General features: G+C 51.7%; 24 protein-coding genes. 2 read left to right on the top strand and 22 right to left on the bottom strand.

What is annotated here, in order from left to right; translation table 11 throughout:
* The first annotated feature begins 318 nt into the window (after positions 1–318).
* Together H8S45_RS06520 and H8S45_RS06515 are read left to right on the top strand one after the other, a co-directional pair.
* Positions 319–1,788 (top strand): flagellin N-terminal helical domain-containing protein, encoded by a 1,470-nt coding sequence (locus tag H8S45_RS06520; RefSeq protein WP_186949833.1) that lies wholly within the window; start codon positions 319–321, stop codon positions 1,786–1,788.
* Positions 1,789–1,895: 107 nt separating this feature from the next.
* Entirely contained in the window at positions 1,896–2,078 is a 183-nt protein-coding gene (locus H8S45_RS06515; RefSeq protein WP_054327104.1) for a YjfB family protein, read from the top strand.
* Positions 2,079–2,149: 71 nt separating this feature from the next.
* On the opposite strand, the gene H8S45_RS06510 is transcribed toward H8S45_RS06515, so the two are convergent.
* The 22 genes from H8S45_RS06510 to H8S45_RS06405 all read right to left on the bottom strand — a co-directional run bounded on the left by H8S45_RS06510 (position 2,150) and on the right by H8S45_RS06405 (position 20,151).
* Positions 2,150–3,478: an EAL and HDOD domain-containing protein gene (locus H8S45_RS06510; protein WP_082397030.1), complete on the bottom strand. Its 1,329-nt coding sequence runs from the start codon at positions 3,476–3,478 to the stop codon at positions 2,150–2,152.
* A gap of 24 nt (positions 3,479–3,502) precedes the next feature.
* On the bottom strand, positions 3,503–4,435 hold the full coding sequence (locus H8S45_RS06505; RefSeq protein WP_107631883.1) for a chemotaxis protein: 933 nt from the start codon (positions 4,433–4,435) through the stop codon (positions 3,503–3,505).
* Between the two features lie 28 nt (positions 4,436–4,463).
* On the bottom strand, positions 4,464–4,943 hold the full coding sequence (locus H8S45_RS06500) for a chemotaxis protein CheD (protein WP_054327103.1): 480 nt from the start codon (positions 4,941–4,943) through the stop codon (positions 4,464–4,466).
* Positions 4,940–5,563 (bottom strand): chemotaxis protein CheC, encoded by a 624-nt coding sequence (locus tag H8S45_RS06495; protein ID WP_174887850.1) that lies wholly within the window; start codon positions 5,561–5,563, stop codon positions 4,940–4,942. Before H8S45_RS06495 ends, H8S45_RS06500 begins: the two co-directional genes overlap by 4 nt.
* A gap of 15 nt (positions 5,564–5,578) precedes the next feature.
* Positions 5,579–6,295: a flagellar hook-basal body complex protein gene (locus tag H8S45_RS06490; protein ID WP_054327102.1), complete on the bottom strand. Its 717-nt coding sequence runs from the start codon at positions 6,293–6,295 to the stop codon at positions 5,579–5,581.
* A 24-nt stretch (positions 6,296–6,319) separates the two neighbouring features.
* On the bottom strand, positions 6,320–7,075 hold the full coding sequence (locus tag H8S45_RS06485; protein ID WP_054327101.1) for a flagellar hook-basal body protein: 756 nt from the start codon (positions 7,073–7,075) through the stop codon (positions 6,320–6,322).
* A 17-nt stretch (positions 7,076–7,092) separates the two neighbouring features.
* Entirely contained in the window at positions 7,093–7,875 is a 783-nt protein-coding gene (locus H8S45_RS06480; protein WP_054327100.1) for a sigma-70 family RNA polymerase sigma factor, read from the bottom strand.
* A gap of 43 nt (positions 7,876–7,918) precedes the next feature.
* Positions 7,919–9,991, bottom strand: a complete 2,073-nt coding sequence (gene flhA, locus H8S45_RS06475; protein WP_054327099.1) for a flagellar biosynthesis protein FlhA — start codon at positions 9,989–9,991, stop codon at positions 7,919–7,921.
* Positions 9,992–10,017: 26 nt separating this feature from the next.
* On the bottom strand, positions 10,018–11,088 hold the full coding sequence (gene flhB / locus H8S45_RS06470) for a flagellar biosynthesis protein FlhB (protein WP_147574316.1): 1,071 nt from the start codon (positions 11,086–11,088) through the stop codon (positions 10,018–10,020).
* 28 nt (positions 11,089–11,116) lie between these two features.
* Positions 11,117–11,887 carry a flagellar biosynthetic protein FliR gene (locus H8S45_RS06465; RefSeq protein WP_107631879.1) on the bottom strand — a complete coding sequence of 257 codons (771 nt, stop codon included), beginning with the start codon at positions 11,885–11,887 and terminating at the stop codon, positions 11,117–11,119.
* Positions 11,888–11,906: 19 nt separating this feature from the next.
* The gene (gene fliQ, locus H8S45_RS06460; protein ID WP_054327098.1) at positions 11,907–12,167 is read right to left on the bottom strand and encodes a flagellar biosynthesis protein FliQ; all 261 of its coding nucleotides are present in this window, start codon (positions 12,165–12,167) and stop codon (positions 11,907–11,909) included.
* A 24-nt stretch (positions 12,168–12,191) separates the two neighbouring features.
* Positions 12,192–12,857 carry a flagellar type III secretion system pore protein FliP gene (gene fliP / locus H8S45_RS06455; RefSeq protein WP_054327097.1) on the bottom strand — a complete coding sequence of 222 codons (666 nt, stop codon included), beginning with the start codon at positions 12,855–12,857 and terminating at the stop codon, positions 12,192–12,194.
* A gap of 5 nt (positions 12,858–12,862) precedes the next feature.
* On the bottom strand, positions 12,863–13,237 hold the full coding sequence (fliO, locus tag H8S45_RS06450) for a flagellar biosynthetic protein FliO (RefSeq protein ID WP_054327096.1): 375 nt from the start codon (positions 13,235–13,237) through the stop codon (positions 12,863–12,865).
* A gap of 1 nt (position 13,238) precedes the next feature.
* The gene (locus H8S45_RS06445) at positions 13,239–13,604 is read right to left on the bottom strand and encodes a response regulator (RefSeq protein ID WP_054327095.1); all 366 of its coding nucleotides are present in this window, start codon (positions 13,602–13,604) and stop codon (positions 13,239–13,241) included.
* 24 nt (positions 13,605–13,628) lie between these two features.
* Positions 13,629–14,870 (bottom strand): flagellar motor switch phosphatase FliY, encoded by a 1,242-nt coding sequence (fliY, locus tag H8S45_RS06440; protein ID WP_054327094.1) that lies wholly within the window; start codon positions 14,868–14,870, stop codon positions 13,629–13,631.
* Positions 14,871–14,872: 2 nt separating this feature from the next.
* Positions 14,873–15,904: a flagellar motor switch protein FliM gene (locus H8S45_RS06435; protein ID WP_054327093.1), complete on the bottom strand. Its 1,032-nt coding sequence runs from the start codon at positions 15,902–15,904 to the stop codon at positions 14,873–14,875.
* Between the two features lie 33 nt (positions 15,905–15,937).
* Positions 15,938–16,687, bottom strand: a complete 750-nt coding sequence (locus H8S45_RS06430) for an OmpA/MotB family protein (RefSeq protein ID WP_107631876.1) — start codon at positions 16,685–16,687, stop codon at positions 15,938–15,940.
* 34 nt (positions 16,688–16,721) lie between these two features.
* A complete protein-coding gene (locus tag H8S45_RS06425) occupies positions 16,722–17,561 on the bottom strand; it encodes a motility protein A (RefSeq protein WP_054327091.1) in 840 nt (279 codons plus the stop codon).
* 57 nt (positions 17,562–17,618) lie between these two features.
* Entirely contained in the window at positions 17,619–17,849 is a 231-nt protein-coding gene (locus tag H8S45_RS06420) for a flagellar FlbD family protein (RefSeq protein WP_054327090.1), read from the bottom strand.
* An 85-nt stretch (positions 17,850–17,934) separates the two neighbouring features.
* Positions 17,935–19,092, bottom strand: a complete 1,158-nt coding sequence (locus tag H8S45_RS06415) for a flagellar hook-basal body complex protein (protein WP_082397028.1) — start codon at positions 19,090–19,092, stop codon at positions 17,935–17,937.
* 100 nt (positions 19,093–19,192) lie between these two features.
* Positions 19,193–19,576, bottom strand: coding sequence for a TIGR02530 family flagellar biosynthesis protein (locus tag H8S45_RS06410; protein WP_054327088.1), 384 nt, complete (start codon positions 19,574–19,576; stop codon positions 19,193–19,195).
* Complete coding sequence (locus H8S45_RS06405) at positions 19,573–20,151, bottom strand: flagellar hook capping FlgD N-terminal domain-containing protein (protein ID WP_107631874.1); 579 nt, start codon at positions 20,149–20,151, stop codon at positions 19,573–19,575. The genes H8S45_RS06410 and H8S45_RS06405 overlap by 4 nt, the downstream gene beginning before the upstream one ends.
* Positions 20,152–20,155 lie beyond the last annotated feature (4 nt).

Below are 20,155 nucleotides of genomic sequence, written 5' to 3'. Positions count from 1 at the left end.
TATTATATCGACTGATTTTTATCTAAAAAAAGGTGTTGTTCAACTTTTTTTATTTGCAAGCTCTTTTTTATATAAGCACCCCATATTTTTTTATTTTTCCCTTATTTTATGTGATACACCGCCGATAATTTATATGTAAGCCAATAGCGGCAGCCATTGAGGTGGTACATAAATCCCCTGGTCCGGCTTACGGGCGGCGCCGCCCGCCGCAGCACTACTTCTGCCCTGTCCTGTTCGAGCTCACGGGACGCGGCAGGAAAATTAAATTTGTTGGGGAAAATGGATTTTCCCTGTAATGCTCAAGGAGGAACAAACATTATGCGTATTCAGCATAACATCATGGCGATGAACGCCTACCGCAACTACAACAACAATACCTCGGCACTATCCAAGAACCTTGAAAAGCTGTCCTCGGGCTACAAGATCAACCGCGCGGGCGACGACGCGGCCGGCCTTGCGATTTCCGAGAAGATGCGCGCACAGATCACTGGTCTGGAAACTGCGCAGAAGAACGTAAAGGACGGTATCTCGCTGGTAAAGACCGGTGAGGGTGCGATGCAGGAAGTGCAGGACATGCTCAACCGTATGGTCGAGCTGGCCACCCAGTCCGCGAACGGCACCTACGACAACGAGGTTGACCGTGACAACCTGCAGAAGGAAGTAGACCAGCTCAAAACCGAAATCGACCGCATCGCTGATTCCGCAAACTTCAACGGCATCAAGCTGCTGGACGGTTCGCTGGCTGAGACAAAGGTTGATATTAGTTCTATTGACATTGGCAACGCCACTACTGCAGTTGAGGTACCGGCAACCGCAACTAAGTCTACGTTCAAAGTTGAGGCGTCTACTGCACAGCAAGAATATACCATGTCTGTGGAGTACATTGATGCCAACGGAAAGGCTAACAAGGTTGATATTAAGTACACTGGTGGTACCGACCAAAAAACAACAGGCGAAGCAATGCAGAAGGCTTTGGCTGCCAACAGCGAGATTTCCAGCGTCTTTGATGTTACAGTAGATGCAACCGGCGGTCTTACTCTTACATCTAAGGTAGCTGGTGCGGATGGCGCGAAGCTAGTCAACGTCGCTACTGGTGACAAGGCTCTTAACACCGCTGTTGCATCTACTGCTGGCGCGGATTCTTATGTAAAGGCAGAGAATGGTGCTGCGACTGATCCTACTGCTGGTGAAAGCGTTATTATCAATGGCAAAACCTATGAGTTTGTTAAGGATGCGGCTACCAAGCCGACCAAGGATGGGGCAATTGCGGTGCAACTTGGTGCCGACAAGGCTGCTTCGATTGCCAATCTGAATAAGGCTTTGGAAAGCGAAGGTATCACCGTAACAATCAATGCCAATAACTTGGAGTTCCGCAGCGCAAAGGACGGCGCTGGCCTTACCCTTCAGATCGGCGACACGTCTGACGATTACAACCAGATGACCGTTAAGATCGGCGACGTACACGTGCAGGCGCTTGGCCTGAGCGGTGTCAGCGTTGCTTCTCAGGATGCGGCGCAGGCTGCGGTCAAGACCATTAAGGATGCGATCAACACCGTATCGTCTATCCGTGGTACGCTGGGCGCGACCCAGAACCGTCTGGAGCACACCCAGAATAACCTGTCCGTCATGACGGAGAACATCCAGGACGCCGAGTCCACCATCCGCGACACCGACGTGGCCGACGAGATGATGGCTTACACCAAGAACAACATTCTGGTGCAGTCCGCGCAGGCAATGCTCGCGCAGGCCAACCAGGTGCCGCAGGGCGTTCTGCAGCTCCTGCAGTAAGGTTTTTGTTGTACTGCAATATTTATTATCCCTACACATCACAGGAAGGCACGCATTTCCGCGTGCTTTCCTGCATTTATGGACCCGCAAAGAGGAGGTAACCGCAAATGAGTATGATGAGCGATATCGCTGGTCTTTCGGTTTCCATGCATGCGGCACAGCTACAGCAGAGCGTATCGATCTCAATTGCCAAAAAGTCGATGGACTCCGCGGAGCTTGCCGCGCAGGAGCTTCTGCAGATGCTTCCCGCCCAGCCGGGCGTGGGAGAGCATATCAATACCTGTGCATAATGCCAATGGGGAGGTACGGCGCCGTACCTCCCCTGATATTTTCATAAAAAAGGAGCCATATGGCTCCTTTTTTAGTTCTCCTCTCTTGGCAGAGACTCTTTTTCATTGTCAGGCTGCGCCGTGAGCGCCGCTTGCGCATCGGCGGCCTCCTCTTCGCTCATAGCCGGGTGGAGCATCTGCTCCCACATCCGGTTCACTTCCTCCATACAGTCGAAATAAATGGTCGTGAGCAGGTTTGCCGGTATTCCCAGCGCTTCCGCGTTTTCCGTAATCTGCTTCCAATCTGCCTTCTCATAGCTTATGATCAGTTCAAGCAGCTTGCCCGCAGTCCCTTCATGTCTGAGCAATGCATTCCGTAGTTCGTCCACCATCGGGATATCCGAAAGGATATCCTCCATCGGCGCATCGATCAGGTAGCCCAGCGTAGAGAACATACCAAGCAGGTATGCCTCTGAACGGGTCAAGGGCTTCTGCTTCATATAGCGGTGCAGCTCGCCTGCAAAGCTTGCTCGCATAAACGACCGTTTGATAAACTCCTCGGAATCCTCCAGCTCCTGCGCGCTCTGGTCGCCCGCGCTGAGCAGGTATACCCAGCGCTTAATCTGGTTTAATCCAAGTGTCATAATCGCCTGCTGGACGGAGGTCGTCTGTGTACGGCGCGCAAAATAAGCCGAGTTGGCAATTTTGAGCAGGCTGTAAGTCAGTGTAACATCCATGGAAATGATCTGCTCAATTTCCTGTACATCGGGCTCCTCACGTGTAACCGCAACAACCAGACGAAAGAAATTACTGCGCAGGTAGCCGCTTTGATGCACCTTATTCGCCAACTTATCTGCCACAAATGCTCCCTGCATGCCATAAACGCCCAGTTCTCTGGCCTGGTCAAACTTCTGCTGGTCATCCACGCCCGTGGCGATCACACGCTTATTCATACTGTGCGCCACACGCATGACATTTTCCGCCGAGTTGCCTCCTGTTGTCTGCATATTGAGTTTAATATAGGAGATATATTCCAACATGCCCAGATAGCGCGGCATAAACTGAAAATCGTTGACTGCAATCTGGTATCCCTCTTTTGCATACTGCTGTACCAAATGCATGGCAAAAGGATGGATGATTACACTGTCATCGATTTGAATGATGAGCGAGTCGTTCTTAAACAGATGCGGTGTGCGGCGCGCCAGCAAGGAACTGGTGAAGGTCATAAATGTACAGGAATCCTTAAGGGCTTTTTCAGAGTTCTGCATCAGGAAGTCGTAAATTGCTTCCGCAGCCGCCGCATCCTCTCCCGTATCCCCTCCGTATGCCTCATTTCCGTTGGAATACATAATCTCATATCCCAGCACATGGCTGTCCGCGTCCTTGATTGCCTGCCGGACAATATATTTATTTTTTACCATGAAATCTGCCCCCTTTGGCCGCTTTTACCTTGCCTGCTTCTTTTTATCCAGCAAGCCGTCCATCACATCCACCAGGTGTCCAATCTCAGGCTTGGATAGCTGCTCGTCCGCACCAAGTTCCTTTCCCTTCACACGCATTTCCTCAGTCACCAGCGATGAGAAAATAATAACCGGTATCTCGCGCAGCACCGGGTCAGATTTGATCAGCTTGGTCAGCCTGTGTCCATCCATACTGGGCATTTCAATATCGGTGATAACCAGTGCAGCATGCCTTTCCAAGTTCGCTGGCTCCTCTGCCAGCGGTTCGATATAATCCCACAGCTCCTGCCCATTTGCGAACATGTGCAGGTTTGTATATCCTGCCTTTTCGAGTGAATCCTGTATCATACGCGACAGCAGGATCGAGTCCTCCGCCACCAGCACCGGACAGCTACGCTGCGCACGCGCCCCTTTTTTTTCGATTTCAGATATCTGTATTGTGGTTTCTGGCGCTATTTCCGCAACGATTCGTTCAAAATCAAGCACAGTCACCAGTTGCCCTTCGCACTGGGCAATGCCTGTGGCCACGCCTTCCTCGCCGCCGGAAACCGTTTTGTCCGGCTTCTGAATATCTGTCCACGAAATGCGGCTGATCCCCACCACTGTATGCACGCGGAATGCAATATACATTTTATTGAAATTGGTAACGATAAACAAATCCTTGGGGTTTGGCTTGGAATGCTGCCCTGTGAGATAGAATGGAAGATCCACCACGGTCAGCACAACATCGCGCGGCTTGAATATTCCCTCCACCGCGGGATGGGCATGCGGCATTGCTTTTACCGGCACGCTCATCATAATCTCACGCACCTTTGCGACATTAATGCCATACAGGTTATCATCGACCGTAAACTGCATGATTTCAATTTCGTTGGTTCCCGATTCCAGTAAGATATTGCCGCGCTTGTTTTCCTGCATAATTCCCACTCCTTCGATCGCTGTTATGTCAAAGTATTTTCTCCGCCTTACCGACGACCTTGATGCAGCCCTCTCCGGTAGCAACATCAAATAACAACGTGCGCGCACTTCGTCCGCCGACATCCTCTCGCAACAGCCGAACCCGCTCCTGCTGCAGCACCTGATGCACGCTGTCGATGTTCCTCTGCCCGATGCTGCCCAGGCTCCCGTTCCCTGCTACGTCAAACATTTTCGCCCCGCCCGCGATCTTTGCTACCAGGCGCGAGCGCCGCGCGCCTCTTTGTTCCATCTTACTGATCGTCAGGCGTATCCCAGTATCCGCATACTTCAACGGCGAGGTACGGTTCGCTTCCATATTGAGCGGCAGCATGACATGCACCAGCGCCCCCAGCCTGATAAATGGGTCATAGAGACAAATGCCTATGCAGGAGCCTAATGCATAGGTAATTAAAACGCCCTCATCGCGTGCCATTTTCATATCGGCAATGCCGACTGTCAGCTTATTCATCCGTCAATTCCCAACCTGTGCAGAAGATAATTCAGCGAACGTACATCCGGCGCAAGGAGCAGCCGGCAGGGAAGCTCCTTCCCCTCTACCAGAAAGCTGCCCCCGATCAGCATAATGTAATCCGACTGGTTGCCGTAAGCCGCCATTGGTACGGTAATGATCGCTCCCTGCATATCGATCGTCAGCTGGGGTACCGATGGCACGATCTTGACGCCGGACAGTCCGGACAGCGCATTGACAAAAGAGGAGATCAGTATGTTCCCGACCTCGATAACCGCTGAATCCTCCAGCTCTGTCAGGTCGTCATAACTGACGATCTGCTTTCCCATAATGTGCTTCAGGATCAGGTTGATTGCATCCAGCTGCACCAGCGCCAGCATCAACCCATTGATTTCTCCACTCAGGCTGGAGATGATGCCTGCAGAAACGGTTTCAAAGCCACCCAGCTTTTCTACAGCGTCGTTGAACTCCAGCACCTGAACCTCTGGCAGAGGGATGCGCACCTCGCAGCCCAACAATGCGGATAAAGCTGTCGCAGCATTTCCCGTCCCTATACTGCCTACTTCACGCAGTGCATCGATCTGCTGTGAATTCATTTCCTCATATTTTCGTAAATTCACGTACTTGCTCTCCTATCAGGTCCTTAAGCCGTTGATTGTTGACTCCACTTCATCCTGTGTCTGCAGCATCTTCAGCGCATAGGAAAAAGACCGTTGCGCCTCGATCACCTTACCGAACTCCGTTGCAATGTCTGTATTAGATGCTTCCAATACGCCTTTCATCGCCTTGCCTGTTGCTGGAAGCGGCGCGCCGTTCTTTGCAACTGGAAGCAACTTGTTAGAGCCCAAATGCTGCATCCCATCCGTATTGGCAAAATCAAATACACCAACGGGATACGCCGCTTCCGTACCATTGGTCAACTCAATCGGCTGCCTGTTTTGATCAAGCACATAATACCCGTCGCTGTCGCACAGGTAGAACACCGCCTGCTCTCCGCGCTGGACACTTCCCCAGTGGAAAGCGCCAGAGCGCGTATAGCATATTTCATTGCTCTGTGGATTCAGCAGGGCAAAAAAGCCGAGTCCCTCTATGCCATAGTTTTGGCCGGACTCCCGCGTCATCATGGCGCCCTGAGAAAAATCCGTCGCCGTCTGGATCATGCGGCTGCCCGACCCACGCGGCAGGGCTGCATTATCGGGTCCCGTCCAGTTCCGGTAAAGCAGGTCGGAAAACTGCGCTTTTTCCGCTTTAAAGCCGGCATTATTGACGTTTGCCAGATTATTGGCTGTTACGTTCAGCCGTTTCTGTTGCTGCGATACTGCAACAGAAGCGGCATAAAAGGACTGATTCATGCTTTAAGGCTCCCTTTCGATTTTTTAAACTCGCCCAAGTTCGGTCGAAGTCTTCGTCATAAGCTGATCATACATTTTGCTTAACTGCGATGAACTCTGCAAGGCACGTTGGCAGGTCATCATCTCGGTCATCTGCTGTACCAGGTCAATATTGGAGCGCTCAATCATTTTATGGTGGATTATCCGGTTGCCTGCTGCCTGCGGCTGGATATTGGCAGTGAACATCCCCTCCCCCGTCTTTTCCAGCGTCTGCGCTGGATCGGCAAATGCAAATACGCCCAAGGCTCCCAGCACACGCCCGTCCGGCCCCATGATCGTACCATCAGTTAAGGCAGTGATATGATCCGTCCCCAGATAGATAGGCTGTCCGTTTTGTCCCAGTACGCGCCCTTGTCCAGCAAGGTAGAGATAACCTTGATCGTCCAGCATAAACGATCCGTTTCTCGTATATACCCGCCCCGACGCACTTTGAACGGCAAAATATCCTTCCCCTTCTATGGCAAAATCGAACGGAAGCCCCGTCTGCTCCAGCCCACCTTGGGAGTGATCGGTATATACCTCATCGAGCGCTGTGATATAACTCGTCGTTGTACCCAATGCCTGCGGGGCTTTCTGCTTGTTCCCCACTCGGCTGCGCATAACCTCATCAAAGGTCGTGTCCGCATAGCGATCTGCTTTATAGCCTGTGGTGGCAGTATTGCTCATGTTATTGCCGATCACATCCAGGTTCCTCGTCTGCGTGAGCATGGCCGAGGTCAGATCGTAAAATCCTTTATACACTGCGTATTCCTCCCTCGTTATGTATCATATATATAGGCTGTCATTGCGGCTCGGAGCTTCCGGATCGCATTGGAATGGATCTGAGAAACACGTGGCTCGCTTACGCCAAGCACCTTTGCTATCTCTTTCATCTGCAACATCTTCTGATAATACAGTGACAGAACAACCTGCTCATTTTCCCGCAGCCCTGCAATACTGTCACGCAAAACTTTCTGCATCTCCTTCTTCTGATAACGCTCCTCCGGCTGGGCGTCCGCGTCACTCTGCGGCAGCTTTTTCACCAATGTGTCGGAATCGTTTTCATCCAGCATCATGTCCAGGGAAAGCACATTGCACAAAGCAGTCTTGGCAAGCTCTGCTTGGTAGCGCTCCACGCTGATACCAAGATGCCCTGCCACCTCCTGATCTGTTGGCGCCCTGCCCAGTCGAGTATATAGTTGCCCATTGGCCTCATCGATCTCCCGCATATGTCGGCGCACGGACCGGGGGATCCAGTCCTGCTTCCGCGCAACATCAATAATCATGCCGCGCAGGCGTTTGCATATAAAGGTTTCAAACTTTACATTTTGGCTCAGATCAAATTTATCCAGAGCATTCATTAAAAGGATGATCCCCTCGTTAATAATATCATCGACCTGTGCGAAGCTGGCATAAACCCCACGCAGCTTTAGTGCCACATTTTTTACAAGACAGGCATACCGCATCACCAGAACCTTTTTCAGTTCCTTATCACCGGACTGCTTATACTCTTCGAGCAGCGCCTCGTTCGACAGCTCTGCCCACTGCTTCTGTTCTTCCAAAACGCCTCTTCCCGTCCTCTCTCATCTTCCGGGCTATGCCAGATCAAAGCGTAACGTTTCCCAGCGACTGAATCTGCACGTTTGTAATAATCTCATTAAAGGAAAGCACTGTTATATCCGGATAAAACTGTTCCAGCAGCCTGCTCAAATATATCCGGATGATATGGCTGGTCAGCAGAATCGGCTTCTGCGAAAGCTCGGCAAACTTTTTTACATATTCCCCCAGCTGTGACAAAAGCTTTTGCATCAGTTCGGGGCCGATGGCAAGATAAACGCCCTGTTCATTTTTCGTCAGGCTTGCCACGATCTTCTTCTCCACTTCTGCATCCAGTGTAATTACGTTCAGCTTTCCATCCTCGCAGAACCGGTGGGTAATCGTCCGCTTCAACTGGGCACGCACGCTTTCGGTAATCAAATCCGTATCCCTAGTAATCGCTACCGCGTCAACAACCGTTTCGACGATGGTCACCATATCCTTAATCGGTATCCCTTCTTTTAACAGGTTTTTCAGAATCTTCTCCAGCATTGCATAGGAGATAACGTTGGGGAACGCCTCTTCCACCAACTGGGGGGCGATTCTCTTCATGTTATCCACAAGCTGTATGGTTTCCGCACGGTTCAGGATTTCATAGGTATGCTTTTTAATCGTTTCCGACAAATGTGTCAGCATAACCGAAAGCGGGTCGATCACTGTATAGCCATAGATCTCCGCCATTTCTTTATTTTCGGGCAGAATCCAGCGAGAGGGGATCCCATAGGAGGGTTCTATGGTTTCAATCCCGTCGATTTCCCCTGCGGGATTCGGCGGCTCCAACGCAAGATAATAATCTGTCAGGATCTCTCCGCGCGCCACTTCCTCCCCTTTAATCTTGATGACATACTGGTTGGTCCCCAGCATCGCCACATCACGCAAGCGGATAGACGGCACGACAAAGCCCATATCCTGTGCATACTGGCGCCGGAAAATAACGATACGGCTGATCAGCTTGCCCCCGCTCGATTCATCAACCAGCGGGATCAGACTATATCCAAATTCCATTTCGATCGGCTCGATATTGATCAGCGAGTACACATTATTAATATCTTTATAATAATCCATCTCGGATTGCTGTGCTTCCGCCTCGCGTTTTGCAGCTTCCTGTGCCGCCGGCAGTTCCTGCTGCTGCCGTTCCAGCGCCTCCATCTGGCTGGTTACCCGCCGGCTGACCAGAAACAGAGCAGCCGAGATCAATATGAGCTGAACATGCGGCGTACCGGGAAGGACCGCAAATATGGCAAGTATCAGCCCCGCAATCGAAAGCGCGCGCGGCTGCGCCAGAAACTGACGGATTACATCGTTGTTCAGGCTTCCATCCGCAACCGAACGTGTTACGATCATGCCGGTAGCTGTGGAAATCATCAGCGCCGGCAGCTGCGATACCAAGCCGTCGCCAATCGTTGCAATCGAGTAAATGCTGAGAACATCGCTCAGTTCCATGCCAGACTGTACAATGCCAATGATTGAGCCCGCGATAAAGTTGATCGAGGTGATGATGATCGACATGATCGCATCACCTTTTACGATTTTGGTCGCGCCGTCCATTGCACCATAGAAGTCTGCTTCCCGCTGGATTTTCGCTCTCTGGCGTCTGGCATCCTGTTCGTTTATGATACCGGAGGACAAATCTGCATCAATCGCCATCTGCTTTCCAGGCATGGCGTCCAGCGTAAAACGCGCTGCGACTTCTGCCACGCGCTCCGCTCCCTTTGTGATTACGATAAACTGCATCAATACAATGATCAGAAATATGATGACGCCGATAACCACGTTGCCCTGAATAACGAATTCGCCAAAGACCTTGATTACCTGCCCTGCTTCCCCCTGCTCAGACAGGATCAGGCGCGTTGAGGAAACATTCAGTCCCAGACGGAACAGCGTCGTGATCAGCAGAAGCGACGGAAAAATTGAAAATTCCAGCGGCTCCTTAATATTCATCGTGATCAGCAGGATGATCAGCGACAATGAAATATTCAGAATAAAAAATACGTCCAGCAGGAATGGCGGCAGCGGAATCAGAAGAAAAAGCACGATGACCACCACGAACACAGATATGACATTGTCAAAAATTCGTTTCATCGTTTCACCGTTACTTCCCTATATCTTTAACCAACCGGTTTTTTATGATTCAGCTTGTAGATATAAACCAGCACATCTGCCACCGGACCATATTGCTCTGCCGGTATCATCTGCCCAACCTCGGCCGACGCATACAGCGCCCGCGCCAACGGCTTGTTTTCGACCACCGCAACGCCGCTTTGCTCCGCTACGGCTACAATACGCAGGGCCAACGCATCCTGCCCCTTGGCGACCACAACCGGAGCTGCATCCTGTCCGGCGCGATAACGCAATGCGACCGCAAAGTGCGTCGGATTTCGTATGACCACATCCGCGCCCGGCACAGCCTGCATCATGCGCGAACGCGCCATTCTTCGCTGCAGCTCTTTAATTTTCCCTTTAATCTGCGGGTCGCCTTCCATCTGCTTGTATTCCTCTTTAATCTCCTGTTTGGACATTTTGAGCTGTCGCTCAAATTCCCACCATTGGTACAGGTAATCAAAAAAGGAAATCACCAGAAACGCTGCCGCCACCTCCAGCAACAGGCCAAGCCCCAATTCCAGCATGGACTGAATCGATCTTGCCAGATCCATATTCATATACTGGGCAAACTTTAAAAGCGCTCCCTCCACAAACCGGTAGATCAAAAACAGCAGTATCGCTATTTTCAGCACGCCTTTGAATGCCTCTATAATGCTTTTCAGTGAAAAAAGCCGTTTGATCCCCTGCAAAGGATTCAGTCTGCTGAACTTGGGCCGGAGCGCCTCAAATGACACCAGAAGCCTTGTCTGTGCAAATGTTGCGGCAACCGCTGCCAATATAGTGATAAGAAGAGGGAGCGCGACGGACCGCGCCAACGCCATCATAGACTGTGCCTTCAGTTCAGTCCCTATGGCGCTCGCGCCGCCGGTCGGCAGGCTTCCCACCAGCCCGATGCAAAAGCGTACCAGCGCGGCCATAGCCTCTGCCATCAAAGGCAAGCCAATGCGAAGCGTCACATAACTGGCAAACAGGGTTGCCACTGCGACCACGTCGCGGCTCATCAAAACATTACCCTTTTTTCGTTCGTCACGGCGCCGTTTTGGTGTCGCTTTTTCGGTCTTTTCTCCAGCCGCCATGCCCGCTCCCCCCTTTCCGGCTGCAATACTATAATATTGTCGTTTTTATCATCTGCTCGATTGCCACCAGCATTTGCTTTTCCATGCCCAAAAGGAATTCCCCCATCAGCGGCATGAGCAATGTCACCAACAGCAACCCCAGCAGGATCTTTAATTCAAAGTTGATAGCAAATACATTGATCTGCGGTATTACCTTCATCAGAATACCCATTCCCAGCTGCCCGATAAGCTCTGCAGCCAAAACAGGCAGGCTGAGCTTAAGTGCCAGCACTGTACAGGAAGCGAACAGCTCCAGAAGGCTGGAAACCGCCTGCTCCCCTAATACAGCCGATCCAAATGGAATAATACGGCCTGAATCGAGTAAAATGCGCAGTAGTGTGATATGCCCTCCCGCAGAGAAAAAAAGCAGGACAAGCATGATATTCAGCAAGGTAGAGGTAAGGGATACATTGGTCCCCATAGCAGGATCGTAGTTTTCGGACATATTCATCCCCATTTGCGCATCAATCATATGTCCCGCCAGAAGCGGCACATAAAAGAAGCAATGCATGACCACTGCAACCAGATAACCCAGCGCAAGCTCCAATAAAAGCCGCAGCGCAAGCTCTATTGCCGTTGCCGGCACAGCCACAGCATTCTGTACGGCAAACGCACCGACAAAGACCGCCATAACAAGGCTCACTCCGGCCTTGACCATAGCCGGCACATTCATCCGTCCCCAGAGCGGATTAAAAACAACAAAGCCTGTCATCCGCATCAGGATATACAGGAACAATGTCAGCCCCGCTTCATCTATCATCTTTTTGCTCCCTGTGCGCCTATCCCAGCATTTGTGTAAAAATCATTCTTGTAAAGTCCTGCATGGTATTCAGCATCCATCCACCGCCCACCATACAGAATACTGCGATCAGGAGCAGCTTTGGTACAAACGAGAGCGTCTGCTCATGGATCTGTGTCGCCGCCTGAAAAATAGCAACCAGTATGCCGACCGCCATACTTGCAATCAGCATTGGCCCGCCGATCTTGACTGCAACCCACATCCCCTGCCGCAGAATATCCATCACCTGATTTTGATCCACTATGGCACCCGCCTTTCTCAACCGCTATCGGAAGCCCTGCGCCAGCGTGGAAAACAACAGCTGCCATCCATCCACCGTGACAAACAACAGCAGCTTGAACGGCATGGAGATCATCGCCGGCGGGAGCATAATCATACCCATGCTCATCAATGTGGAAGAAACCACAATATCGATCAGCATAAAGGGGATATACAGAAAGAAGCCGATCTCAAACGCTCGCTTGAGCTCGCTCGTCATATAGGAGGGAACGACCACCCGCATGGACAGCGCCATCGCCTCCTCCTCGGACGCAGGCGCATCCACCTGTGCCAGATCACAAAACATATTCAGCGAGGACTGCTCGGTCTGCCGCAGCATGAACCGCTTCAGCGGGACCTCCGCGCGTTCAATCGCCTGCTCCTGCGTGATTGCCTGTTGCCGATATGGTTCATATGCGTTTTGCTGTATCTCCGTTAAAACCGGATTCATGATGAACAGTGTTAAAAACAGCGCAATCCCAATCAGCACCATATTGGGCGGGTTCTGCTGTGTCCCTATCGCACTGCGCAGGAAAGACAGAGAAATGATGATCCGGGTAAAGGAGGTCATCATAACCAGGATGGACGGAAGCAACGCGATGACTGTGGTAAGGAACAATACCTCCAGCGTCTGGACGTTATCTCCATTTACATTGATCAGTCCTTCGGGCATGCCCCTTATCCCCCCTTATCCTGATCGTCTCTTCCATGCAGCCTGCGGGAAAGCGTCTCAAAAAAAGCCGCCGGAGCGGTGTCAGCCTTATGCACCGCAGCCGATTTCTTCCATAACTGCGCCTGCTCCTCCGTCAACTCGGCAATCAGGCTGATGTGCTCCTTGGATACTCCCAGAACAAAGCACTGCTCACCAAGCTGAACAACCAGCAGGGACTGGCCGGTCCCTATTGGCAGCCTGTCCAAAACACGCATCCGGCTGCCCACGCCCGCATTCCCCACGCCGCTGCTCAGCCCAATTTTCCGCGTTACCCAGTAGGCTAGGAACAATATAACCGCTGTACACAGCAGCATCCCTGCCAGTGAAAGCAAGGGCGGCATATCAGGCCTGGCCCACGATCGAGCTTACGGTTTTAATAATACGGTCCGGCTTAAAGGGTTTTACGATGAAATCCTTGGCGCCTGACTTGATCGCCTCGATTACCATTGCCTCCTGCCCCATTGCAGAACACATCACTACCGAGGCGTTTGGATCCGCTTTACGAATCGCTTTCAGGGCTTCCAAACCGTCCATGTTCGGCATGGTAATATCCATAATCACCAGATCGGGCTTCAGCTCTGCATATTTCGTAACTGCTTCCGCGCCGTCACTTGCCTCATACAGGTCGGTATAGCCGTTCTCATTCAGCGTATTTTTGACCATCATGCGCATAAAAGCCGCATCATCCACCAGTAAAATCTTCGCCATTGTAAAAACCATCCTTTTTTATAATTACTTGCTTAGGTCTTCCAGTTCCAACGGTTCAATAATCTCGGCAATACGGATGCCAAAGTTATCGTCAACTACCACAATATCACCTTTGGCAATGCATTTTCCATTGACATACAGATCCGCCCGATCCCCTGCCAATCGGTCCAGCACCACAAGAGAGCCCTTTGTATAATTCAAAATATCCTTTACCCGCCGGCGCGTCCTTCCGATTTCGACTGACACGTCCACCGGTACGGACATCAGCAAATCCAGATTGCCCTCCTGCTCTTGCGTTAGCTGCGCCGTCCTGCTGTCCAGCTCCGGCATGACAGGGCTGCTTGTTTTGATTGTTTTCGGCTCCGCCGGCGGCTGAGGCATGTAATACATGGGCGGGTATGGCATCTGCATCCCATACGGGGGATATGGCATCTGCATCTGAGGCTGCGGCATCTCAGCTGCACGAGCAGGTGCCGCTTCCTGTGGCGACTGTACGGCTGCCTGCTGCGGTGTCTCTGCCGACACTTCCGCGGAAGGCATATTCTGTGCCAGCAGCTTTTCAATCTCATCCTGGCTCAACGCCGCGCCGACGCTTGCCTGCTCTGCCACAGGCGATGGAGCTGGGGATGCCGCCGCCTGTGGCGACGGCTCCTCCGGCAGGCCGACATCGGCACCGGAAATGTTAAAGCCCTCCAGCAGTTCACGCGCCAGATCCATGCTAAGCGCGCTCATAAATTCACTTTCGACTGCATTTTCAATGCTAAGCTGGAAGCGGACGACAACCATCGTTCCACCTGACGGGAAATATTCCCGCACAAATTCATCCAAGCTCTGTATCTCAAACGCCTGCGGCGTTGAGATATTCACCATGCGATTGAGAAAATCAGACATTGCGGTGGATGCAGCCCCCATCATCTGATTCATGACCTCACAAATCGCACTCATGTTCAGCTCATTGATCTGGAAGTCCTCGTCTTTGGTTTCCGTTCCCAGCAGGATATCCGCGATCGCCCGCACATCGCTCCGTTTGAGCAGCATGATGTTGCTTCCGGTCAGTCCGGCTATGTAATCGATCTTTACACCGATTGCGGGCTGTAGGTCGCCAAGCGTGAAATTTTCGGCGGATACAAGCGATACCTTGGGCGTTGTGATGTCCACACGCCGCGCCAGCATATTGGAAACAGCCGTTGCAGAAGAGCCCAAACTGATGTTGAAAATCTCTCCAATTGCATCCATCGCCATTGGGCTAAACAAACTCGATGCCATTCTTACTGCCTCTCTCCTTCATCTTCTAAGCGCCCCATTTCAGACAGCACATAGGTCTTATCGATCCGAACCGCTTTATTTTTCTGAAACACTCCCATGGTGCCGTCGAACCAACGCTTATCCCCTATATTCAGGAATACCTTTGAATCCTTCGGCTGTCCCAAATCTATCACATCGCCAACATGCAGATGGTAAATATCTGACAATCTCAGCGTTGTGTGCTGCAGTTCCGCAATAATGGGAAGCTCCGAGGCGCGCAGGTAATCCATAATTTCATCGCTGTCATGCTTATTGGGCTGGCGCATGCTGCTGGTTTCCCGATTCATTTGGCTGAACACGTCGCTCAGCATGGTGCCTGGCAGGCATATACTGAAGCGTCCGCTGCTGACAGCCGTCTTTACTGTTATACCAATGATAACAACGGCCTCATCCAGCCCGATCAACTGAACCAGCGTCGGATTGACCTCGACGCGGTTAAACCGGAATCCGATATCAATATAATTTTTCCAAGCGCTGTCCAAACAGTCCACCATGCTCCGCATAAGGTCTGTGTACAGCCTCAGCTCTATATCCGTATACTCATAATCCGATCCGATCTCGCCCTCTACGTCGCCGCTTCCCCCCAGCAGGCGGTCAATCATACTCACCATGATGCCTGTCGTGATATGGAGCAGGATCGGCTCCTTTTCCCCCGTATCCTCCAGCGTATCCTGCACCAGCACCAGCACATCCCGTTCGCTCAAGGCATTGGAAAACTCGTAGTACCGCTGTTCCTCGACGGACTCGACCTCAAGGTCGCATGCCAGATGCAGCATTGCGTTCAATCGGGAGGACAACACCCTGACATAGCTTTCAAAAACACTACTCACCATCTTGAGCCTGTCGCGTGTAAACTTCTTAGGGCTGTAGAAGTCATATTTCGGATACCGCTTTTCTTCAGACTGTGCGGTATTCCCCACTCCCGCGTCAATATTGCCATTTCTCGCCGCGTTGAGGAGCATATCTATTTGGCTTTGTGATAAAACTTCAGACATGTTATAACAAATCCTTTTACCTGCGTACTGTTATTACTCCTCCAACGCGCCCTCGCGCATGGTGAAATATTTCTCCACACTGTTTTCGGCGCTGCCGGGATCCAGTCCCGTGACCATCAGTTCCACACGCCGGTTGTGCGCCCGCTCTTCCTCGGTGTCAAAGCCATCGATCGGCCGCCACTGCCCATAGCCCACACTCACCAGCTTATCCGCATCAACTACGTTTTTGTTTTGCAGATATACGGTTACTGTCGCCGCACGGTTCGAGGCCAGGAAACGGTCCACCGTCGGGTCGTTTGCCTTATCAGGGGAACCCTGTGAGGTATGTCCCATCACACGCAGTTCGTCAATCAGTTTGCTCTGCGGTTGTATTGCCTTGGCAACCTCGTCCAGCATCCTTTTTCCGCTGTCAAGCAGCTCCCAACTGTCGCCCGCAAAGAAAACCGCATTCTGGAAGGTAATGAACACATAATCTGCCCCCTGGGTGACGGTCATCTGCTGCTGCAGGTTATTCTCTGCGCTGTATTCATTCAGTGCCGCCGCAATCTGTGTGAGAGCCTCCTGCACATCCTGTTCAGTCGTTTCTACCTTATCCTGTCCTCCCATTCCCACAGCCTCCGAAGAAGGCTGCCGCTGGAAGCTCTGCACAAACTGCTGCCATTTCTCTTCATTAATTGTCGACATGCTGTACAGCATAATGAAAAAGCAAAGCAGCAGGGTTACCATATCGCCATAGGTATCCATCCAGTTTGCGCCACCGCCACCGCCCTTTTTTCGTTTCATGCCGTATCGCCCCTCCTATACCGCAGGCAGATCATTATTTTTCTTTTCTGGAGCCCTTCATCTTTTTCCCTGATTCCCCAGCTTCTCCGCCAGTCGCTTGCTGCTCCAGGTAACCTTCCAGCTTTTCCCTGATAAATTTCGGGTTTTCGCCAGACTGGATCGCCATAACGCCTTCTACGACCAGCTGGCGGCACAGGCATTCCTCTTCATCTCGTGTACGAAGGTTGTTCGCTATCGGGTTGAACACCAGATGCGCCAAAATACAGCCGTAAAACGTAGTAATCAACGCCGTGGCCATAGCCGGTCCAATATCGCTTGCTCCCGTGCTTGATTCTCCCATACCAGCCAGCATCTTGACCAGACCAATCAGGGTGCCGATCATACCGAATGCCGGCGCCGCAGCGGATCCTTTTTCATACATGGAAGCAACGTCGTCATGCCGCGCACTCAGTTGGTCGATGTCACTTGTCAGCATCTCACGCACTTTTTCCGAGTCGTTACCGTCCACAATCAGCATGATGCTTTTCTTAAAGAACGGGTCTTCCAGCTGACTCGCCGGCTCTTCCAATGCCAGCAATCCATTTTTTCGTGCGATCTGAGCAAATTCAACCACTTCATCAATAATGCCTGCCGGATTGAACTTTTTCTGGTTCAGTATGATGCTCAAATGCTTGGGGAACTTTACCAGAGTCTTCATGGGATTGCCCGCGATAACCGTTGCCAGCGTGCCGCCAACTACAATTAAAATACTGGGAATATCTACAAATTGTTCCAGCTGAGTGAAGTCAGTCGCAGTCGGGGTGTCGCCCATGATAATGCCATAGACAATCATGAAAAAGCCAAACACAATGCCTATGATAAATGTTAGATTCATTTTGCTGCCAGTCCCCCTGTCCGGGTTTTTCTATATTTTTTCTATATTTCTTTCAATCTATTTCCAGTCCCTGTTTTGCTTATCAGAGATCGTGATTTCCCGATAAATATCCCGCACCTTGGCCGTATACTCCTCAATCAGGGCAACGACACGCTCCGGTGTTTCCCGCACGATGTAATAGTCATGGTTCATCATAATGATTTTGGTTTCCGGAATAAGTTCAATGGTTTCAATCTGCATATGGTTCAACAGGAATGGTTCCCTGTTCAGCTTTGTCAAGCGGATCATTGTACTACCCCTTTCCCATACAATGCAGGGTGCGGGGCGCGCAATTTACGCGCCCGCCCTGCCAGCCTTTGCTTATCGTCCTGCCTTACCGCTTCATGCTTACCAGATCGGAAAGCATTTCATCGGTCACAGTAATGATTTTTGTGTTCGCCTGAAAACCGCGCTGTGCAGTGATCAGGTCGGCAAATTCAACTGCAATGTCGGTCTTGGACGATTCCAGGCCGCCTGCAATAATCTTGGTCGTGCCGCCCTTGCCGATCGCCAGATCCGACGTCGCCGTATCGGCAGGCATATTGTTCAGATAGGCATCGCCTAAAACACCGGTGCAAGTGCCGACCGTCATATCACCCGCGTTATTACCACCCTGGTAATAGCCGTTGCTAAGCTTGGTCAGGCCGTTCGGGTTGATAACACTCCCTACCGCGATGACGCCGACTGTAATCGGATCGCCGCCGTCAATAACGGCAGTGATTACGCCGTTTTGACCAACACTCAGGTTAACCGCACTCGCTGGTACCGTCTTATTAATATTGACATCCTCACCACCATTCTGGGGATATTCCAGTTGGTTTGTTGCTCCCTGGTCATCCAGGACCGGATACATCGCGCCGTTCTCCTTAATACCCGTACCGTCTCCTTTGGGTGCTGCGAGCGGCAGGCGGATCGGCTGCAGGCAGGTGTTCCACACGACATTGCCCTCTGCATCCGTCATGATATTGCTGCCCGCCCCTTCGGTAATCTGATCTGTACCCTGCGGCATGAAGCCGTATACACAGTTGCCATCCGGAGTCACCAGATACCCGTCGCCGTCCAGCCAGAAATTGCCCACGCGGGTCAGGGTCAGGTTATCGGGATCGGGTTCGTAATAGCCTGTGATCTCTTCCGTAGTACCGTCGTCATTGATTCCCTGTATATTCGACGGCTTTGGCCCTACCAGAAAGAATCCGTTGCCATCCAGATACAGGTGGGAGTTTGTACCGGTCGCCGCATAGGTACCCTGTGCAAAGTTCAGATCGATCGAGCCAATTTTGGAGCCATAGCCAATCTGCGCGGCGTTGGTGCCGCCGTACTGCGCGCCGCCCGCTGTACTTGCCTTGCTCGAAGTGTACATGGATTCCGTAAAAGAGGTCACGCCCGGCTTAAAGCCATATGTATTGGCGTTGGCAATGTTGTTTCCGATTACATTCATCTTCTGCATGTGGGTCTGCAGGCCCGCAATCGCAGCATACATAGAACCTGTCATAAGATACGATATTGCTCCTTCCAAGCATCGCGCTGCCGGAAGCCGTCAAACGGACGAGCTTCCAAAGCCTCCCCCTGTGGGGTCCTGCTTTCTTTATCCTTTACAAAAGAACAGCGCCGTCAATATTGGTAAATACATTGTCTTTCATTTCTTCCTGTGAGATCGCTGTGATCACACGGCTTTGCGGTACATTCACGATAAACGCCCGTGTCGCATCAAACACCAGGATATTTTTTGCGCCCTTCGCCTGTGCGCGTCCAACCGAATCGTTCAGCCGCGCCATCAGGTCACCCGTTATTTCAATGCCGCGCTCCTCTGCACGCTGCTGTGCATGCTTGGACAGCGCCACACCGCCCTCCTGTGCTTCGACGCCAATGCTTTCCAGGCGATGCCGCAGCAGGTCACCGAACGTACCGGTCTCTGGTGCTGTCTGACGCCGCTCCGTTCCCGCTGCTGGGAACGTACCATTCAGACGTTCAATCATAGGCGTTTTTCATCCGCACCGCTGTCCGGATCGGTCTCAGGCTTTTCTTCCACCGGCGGTTTTTCCTCGGTTCCGTCGCCCGGTTTTTCCTCCACCGGTGGCTCTTCATCTACCGGCGGCAGTTCCCCGACTGCCATGATCGAGTTCAGCTTATACTTCTTGCCATCCACGAAAATCACCTGCTCGCCGTTTTCGCGTGCGCTTCCCGTCACGGTTCCAACGACCTCGTTCAGCTTGCCATTCACATATTCGCCCACAGTCACAGTCTTTCCAACCAGCGAGGCTGAATAGGACATTGTGGCCGCATCCGTAACCGTGGCCATTGCCTGAATTGTGGACATCTGCATCAGCTGGTTCATCATATCGCTTGTTGAAGCAGGGTTTTCAATATCCTGATTCTGAAACTGTACGATCATCAGCTGCAGAAAGTCTTCCATTGTCAGGGCGAGATTATCTGAACTTCCGTTATCCAGATAACCGGAATTATCGCTTGCTGCTTTCGTCTTTTTTGAGCCGGAGCTCTGCGTATCCGGCACATAGGCCCGCGCCACGGTGGGGGCAAATAAATCGCTCATTCTG

Source organism: Agathobaculum faecis, assembly GCF_014287995.1.
In the GTDB taxonomy this organism is placed as follows: domain Bacteria; phylum Bacillota; class Clostridia; order Oscillospirales; family Butyricicoccaceae; genus Agathobaculum; species Agathobaculum ammoniilyticum.
The sequence above is the reverse complement of the archived record's forward strand: the minus strand, read 5'-3'. Positions and strand labels throughout refer to the sequence as shown.

What these genes read in the sequence shown, in the direction of transcription:
- fliP (WP_054327097.1), bottom strand. Translation starts at nt 12,857, where the DNA reads ATGCCCGAAGGACTGATCAATGTAAATGGAGATAACGTCCAGACGCTG.
- H8S45_RS06435 (WP_054327093.1), bottom strand. Translation starts at nt 15,904, where the DNA reads ATGTCTGAAGTTTTATCACAAAGCCAAATAGATATGCTCCTCAACGCG.
- H8S45_RS06425 (WP_054327091.1), bottom strand. Translation starts at nt 17,561, where the DNA reads ATGAATCTAACATTTATCATAGGCATTGTGTTTGGCTTTTTCATGATT.
- fliO (WP_054327096.1), bottom strand. Translation starts at nt 13,237, where the DNA reads ATGCCGCCCTTGCTTTCACTGGCAGGGATGCTGCTGTGTACAGCGGTT.
- H8S45_RS06420 (WP_054327090.1), bottom strand. Translation starts at nt 17,849, where the DNA reads ATGATCCGCTTGACAAAGCTGAACAGGGAACCATTCCTGTTGAACCAT.
- H8S45_RS06465 (WP_107631879.1), bottom strand. Translation starts at nt 11,887, where the DNA reads ATGATAGATGAAGCGGGGCTGACATTGTTCCTGTATATCCTGATGCGG.
- flhA (WP_054327099.1), bottom strand. Translation starts at nt 9,991, where the DNA reads ATGAAACGAATTTTTGACAATGTCATATCTGTGTTCGTGGTGGTCATC.
- H8S45_RS06505 (WP_107631883.1), bottom strand. Translation starts at nt 4,435, where the DNA reads ATGCAGGAAAACAAGCGCGGCAATATCTTACTGGAATCGGGAACCAAC.
- H8S45_RS06405 (WP_107631874.1), bottom strand. Translation starts at nt 20,151, where the DNA reads ATGAGCGATTTATTTGCCCCCACCGTGGCGCGGGCCTATGTGCCGGAT.
- fliY (WP_054327094.1), bottom strand. Translation starts at nt 14,870, where the DNA reads ATGGCATCGAGTTTGTTTAGCCCAATGGCGATGGATGCAATTGGAGAG.
- H8S45_RS06490 (WP_054327102.1), bottom strand. Translation starts at nt 6,295, where the DNA reads ATGAATCAGTCCTTTTATGCCGCTTCTGTTGCAGTATCGCAGCAACAG.
- flhB (WP_147574316.1), bottom strand. Translation starts at nt 11,088, where the DNA reads ATGGCGGCTGGAGAAAAGACCGAAAAAGCGACACCAAAACGGCGCCGT.
- H8S45_RS06515 (WP_054327104.1), top strand. Translation starts at nt 1,896, where the DNA reads ATGAGTATGATGAGCGATATCGCTGGTCTTTCGGTTTCCATGCATGCG.
- H8S45_RS06500 (WP_054327103.1), bottom strand. Translation starts at nt 4,943, where the DNA reads ATGAATAAGCTGACAGTCGGCATTGCCGATATGAAAATGGCACGCGAT.
- H8S45_RS06445 (WP_054327095.1), bottom strand. Translation starts at nt 13,604, where the DNA reads ATGGCGAAGATTTTACTGGTGGATGATGCGGCTTTTATGCGCATGATG.
- H8S45_RS06510 (WP_082397030.1), bottom strand. Translation starts at nt 3,478, where the DNA reads ATGGTAAAAAATAAATATATTGTCCGGCAGGCAATCAAGGACGCGGAC.
- H8S45_RS06415 (WP_082397028.1), bottom strand. Translation starts at nt 19,092, where the DNA reads ATGACAGGTTCTATGTATGCTGCGATTGCGGGCCTGCAGACCCACATG.
- H8S45_RS06520 (WP_186949833.1), top strand. Translation starts at nt 319, where the DNA reads ATGCGTATTCAGCATAACATCATGGCGATGAACGCCTACCGCAACTAC.
- H8S45_RS06410 (WP_054327088.1), bottom strand. Translation starts at nt 19,576, where the DNA reads ATGATTGAACGTCTGAATGGTACGTTCCCAGCAGCGGGAACGGAGCGG.
- H8S45_RS06430 (WP_107631876.1), bottom strand. Translation starts at nt 16,687, where the DNA reads ATGAAACGAAAAAAGGGCGGTGGCGGTGGCGCAAACTGGATGGATACC.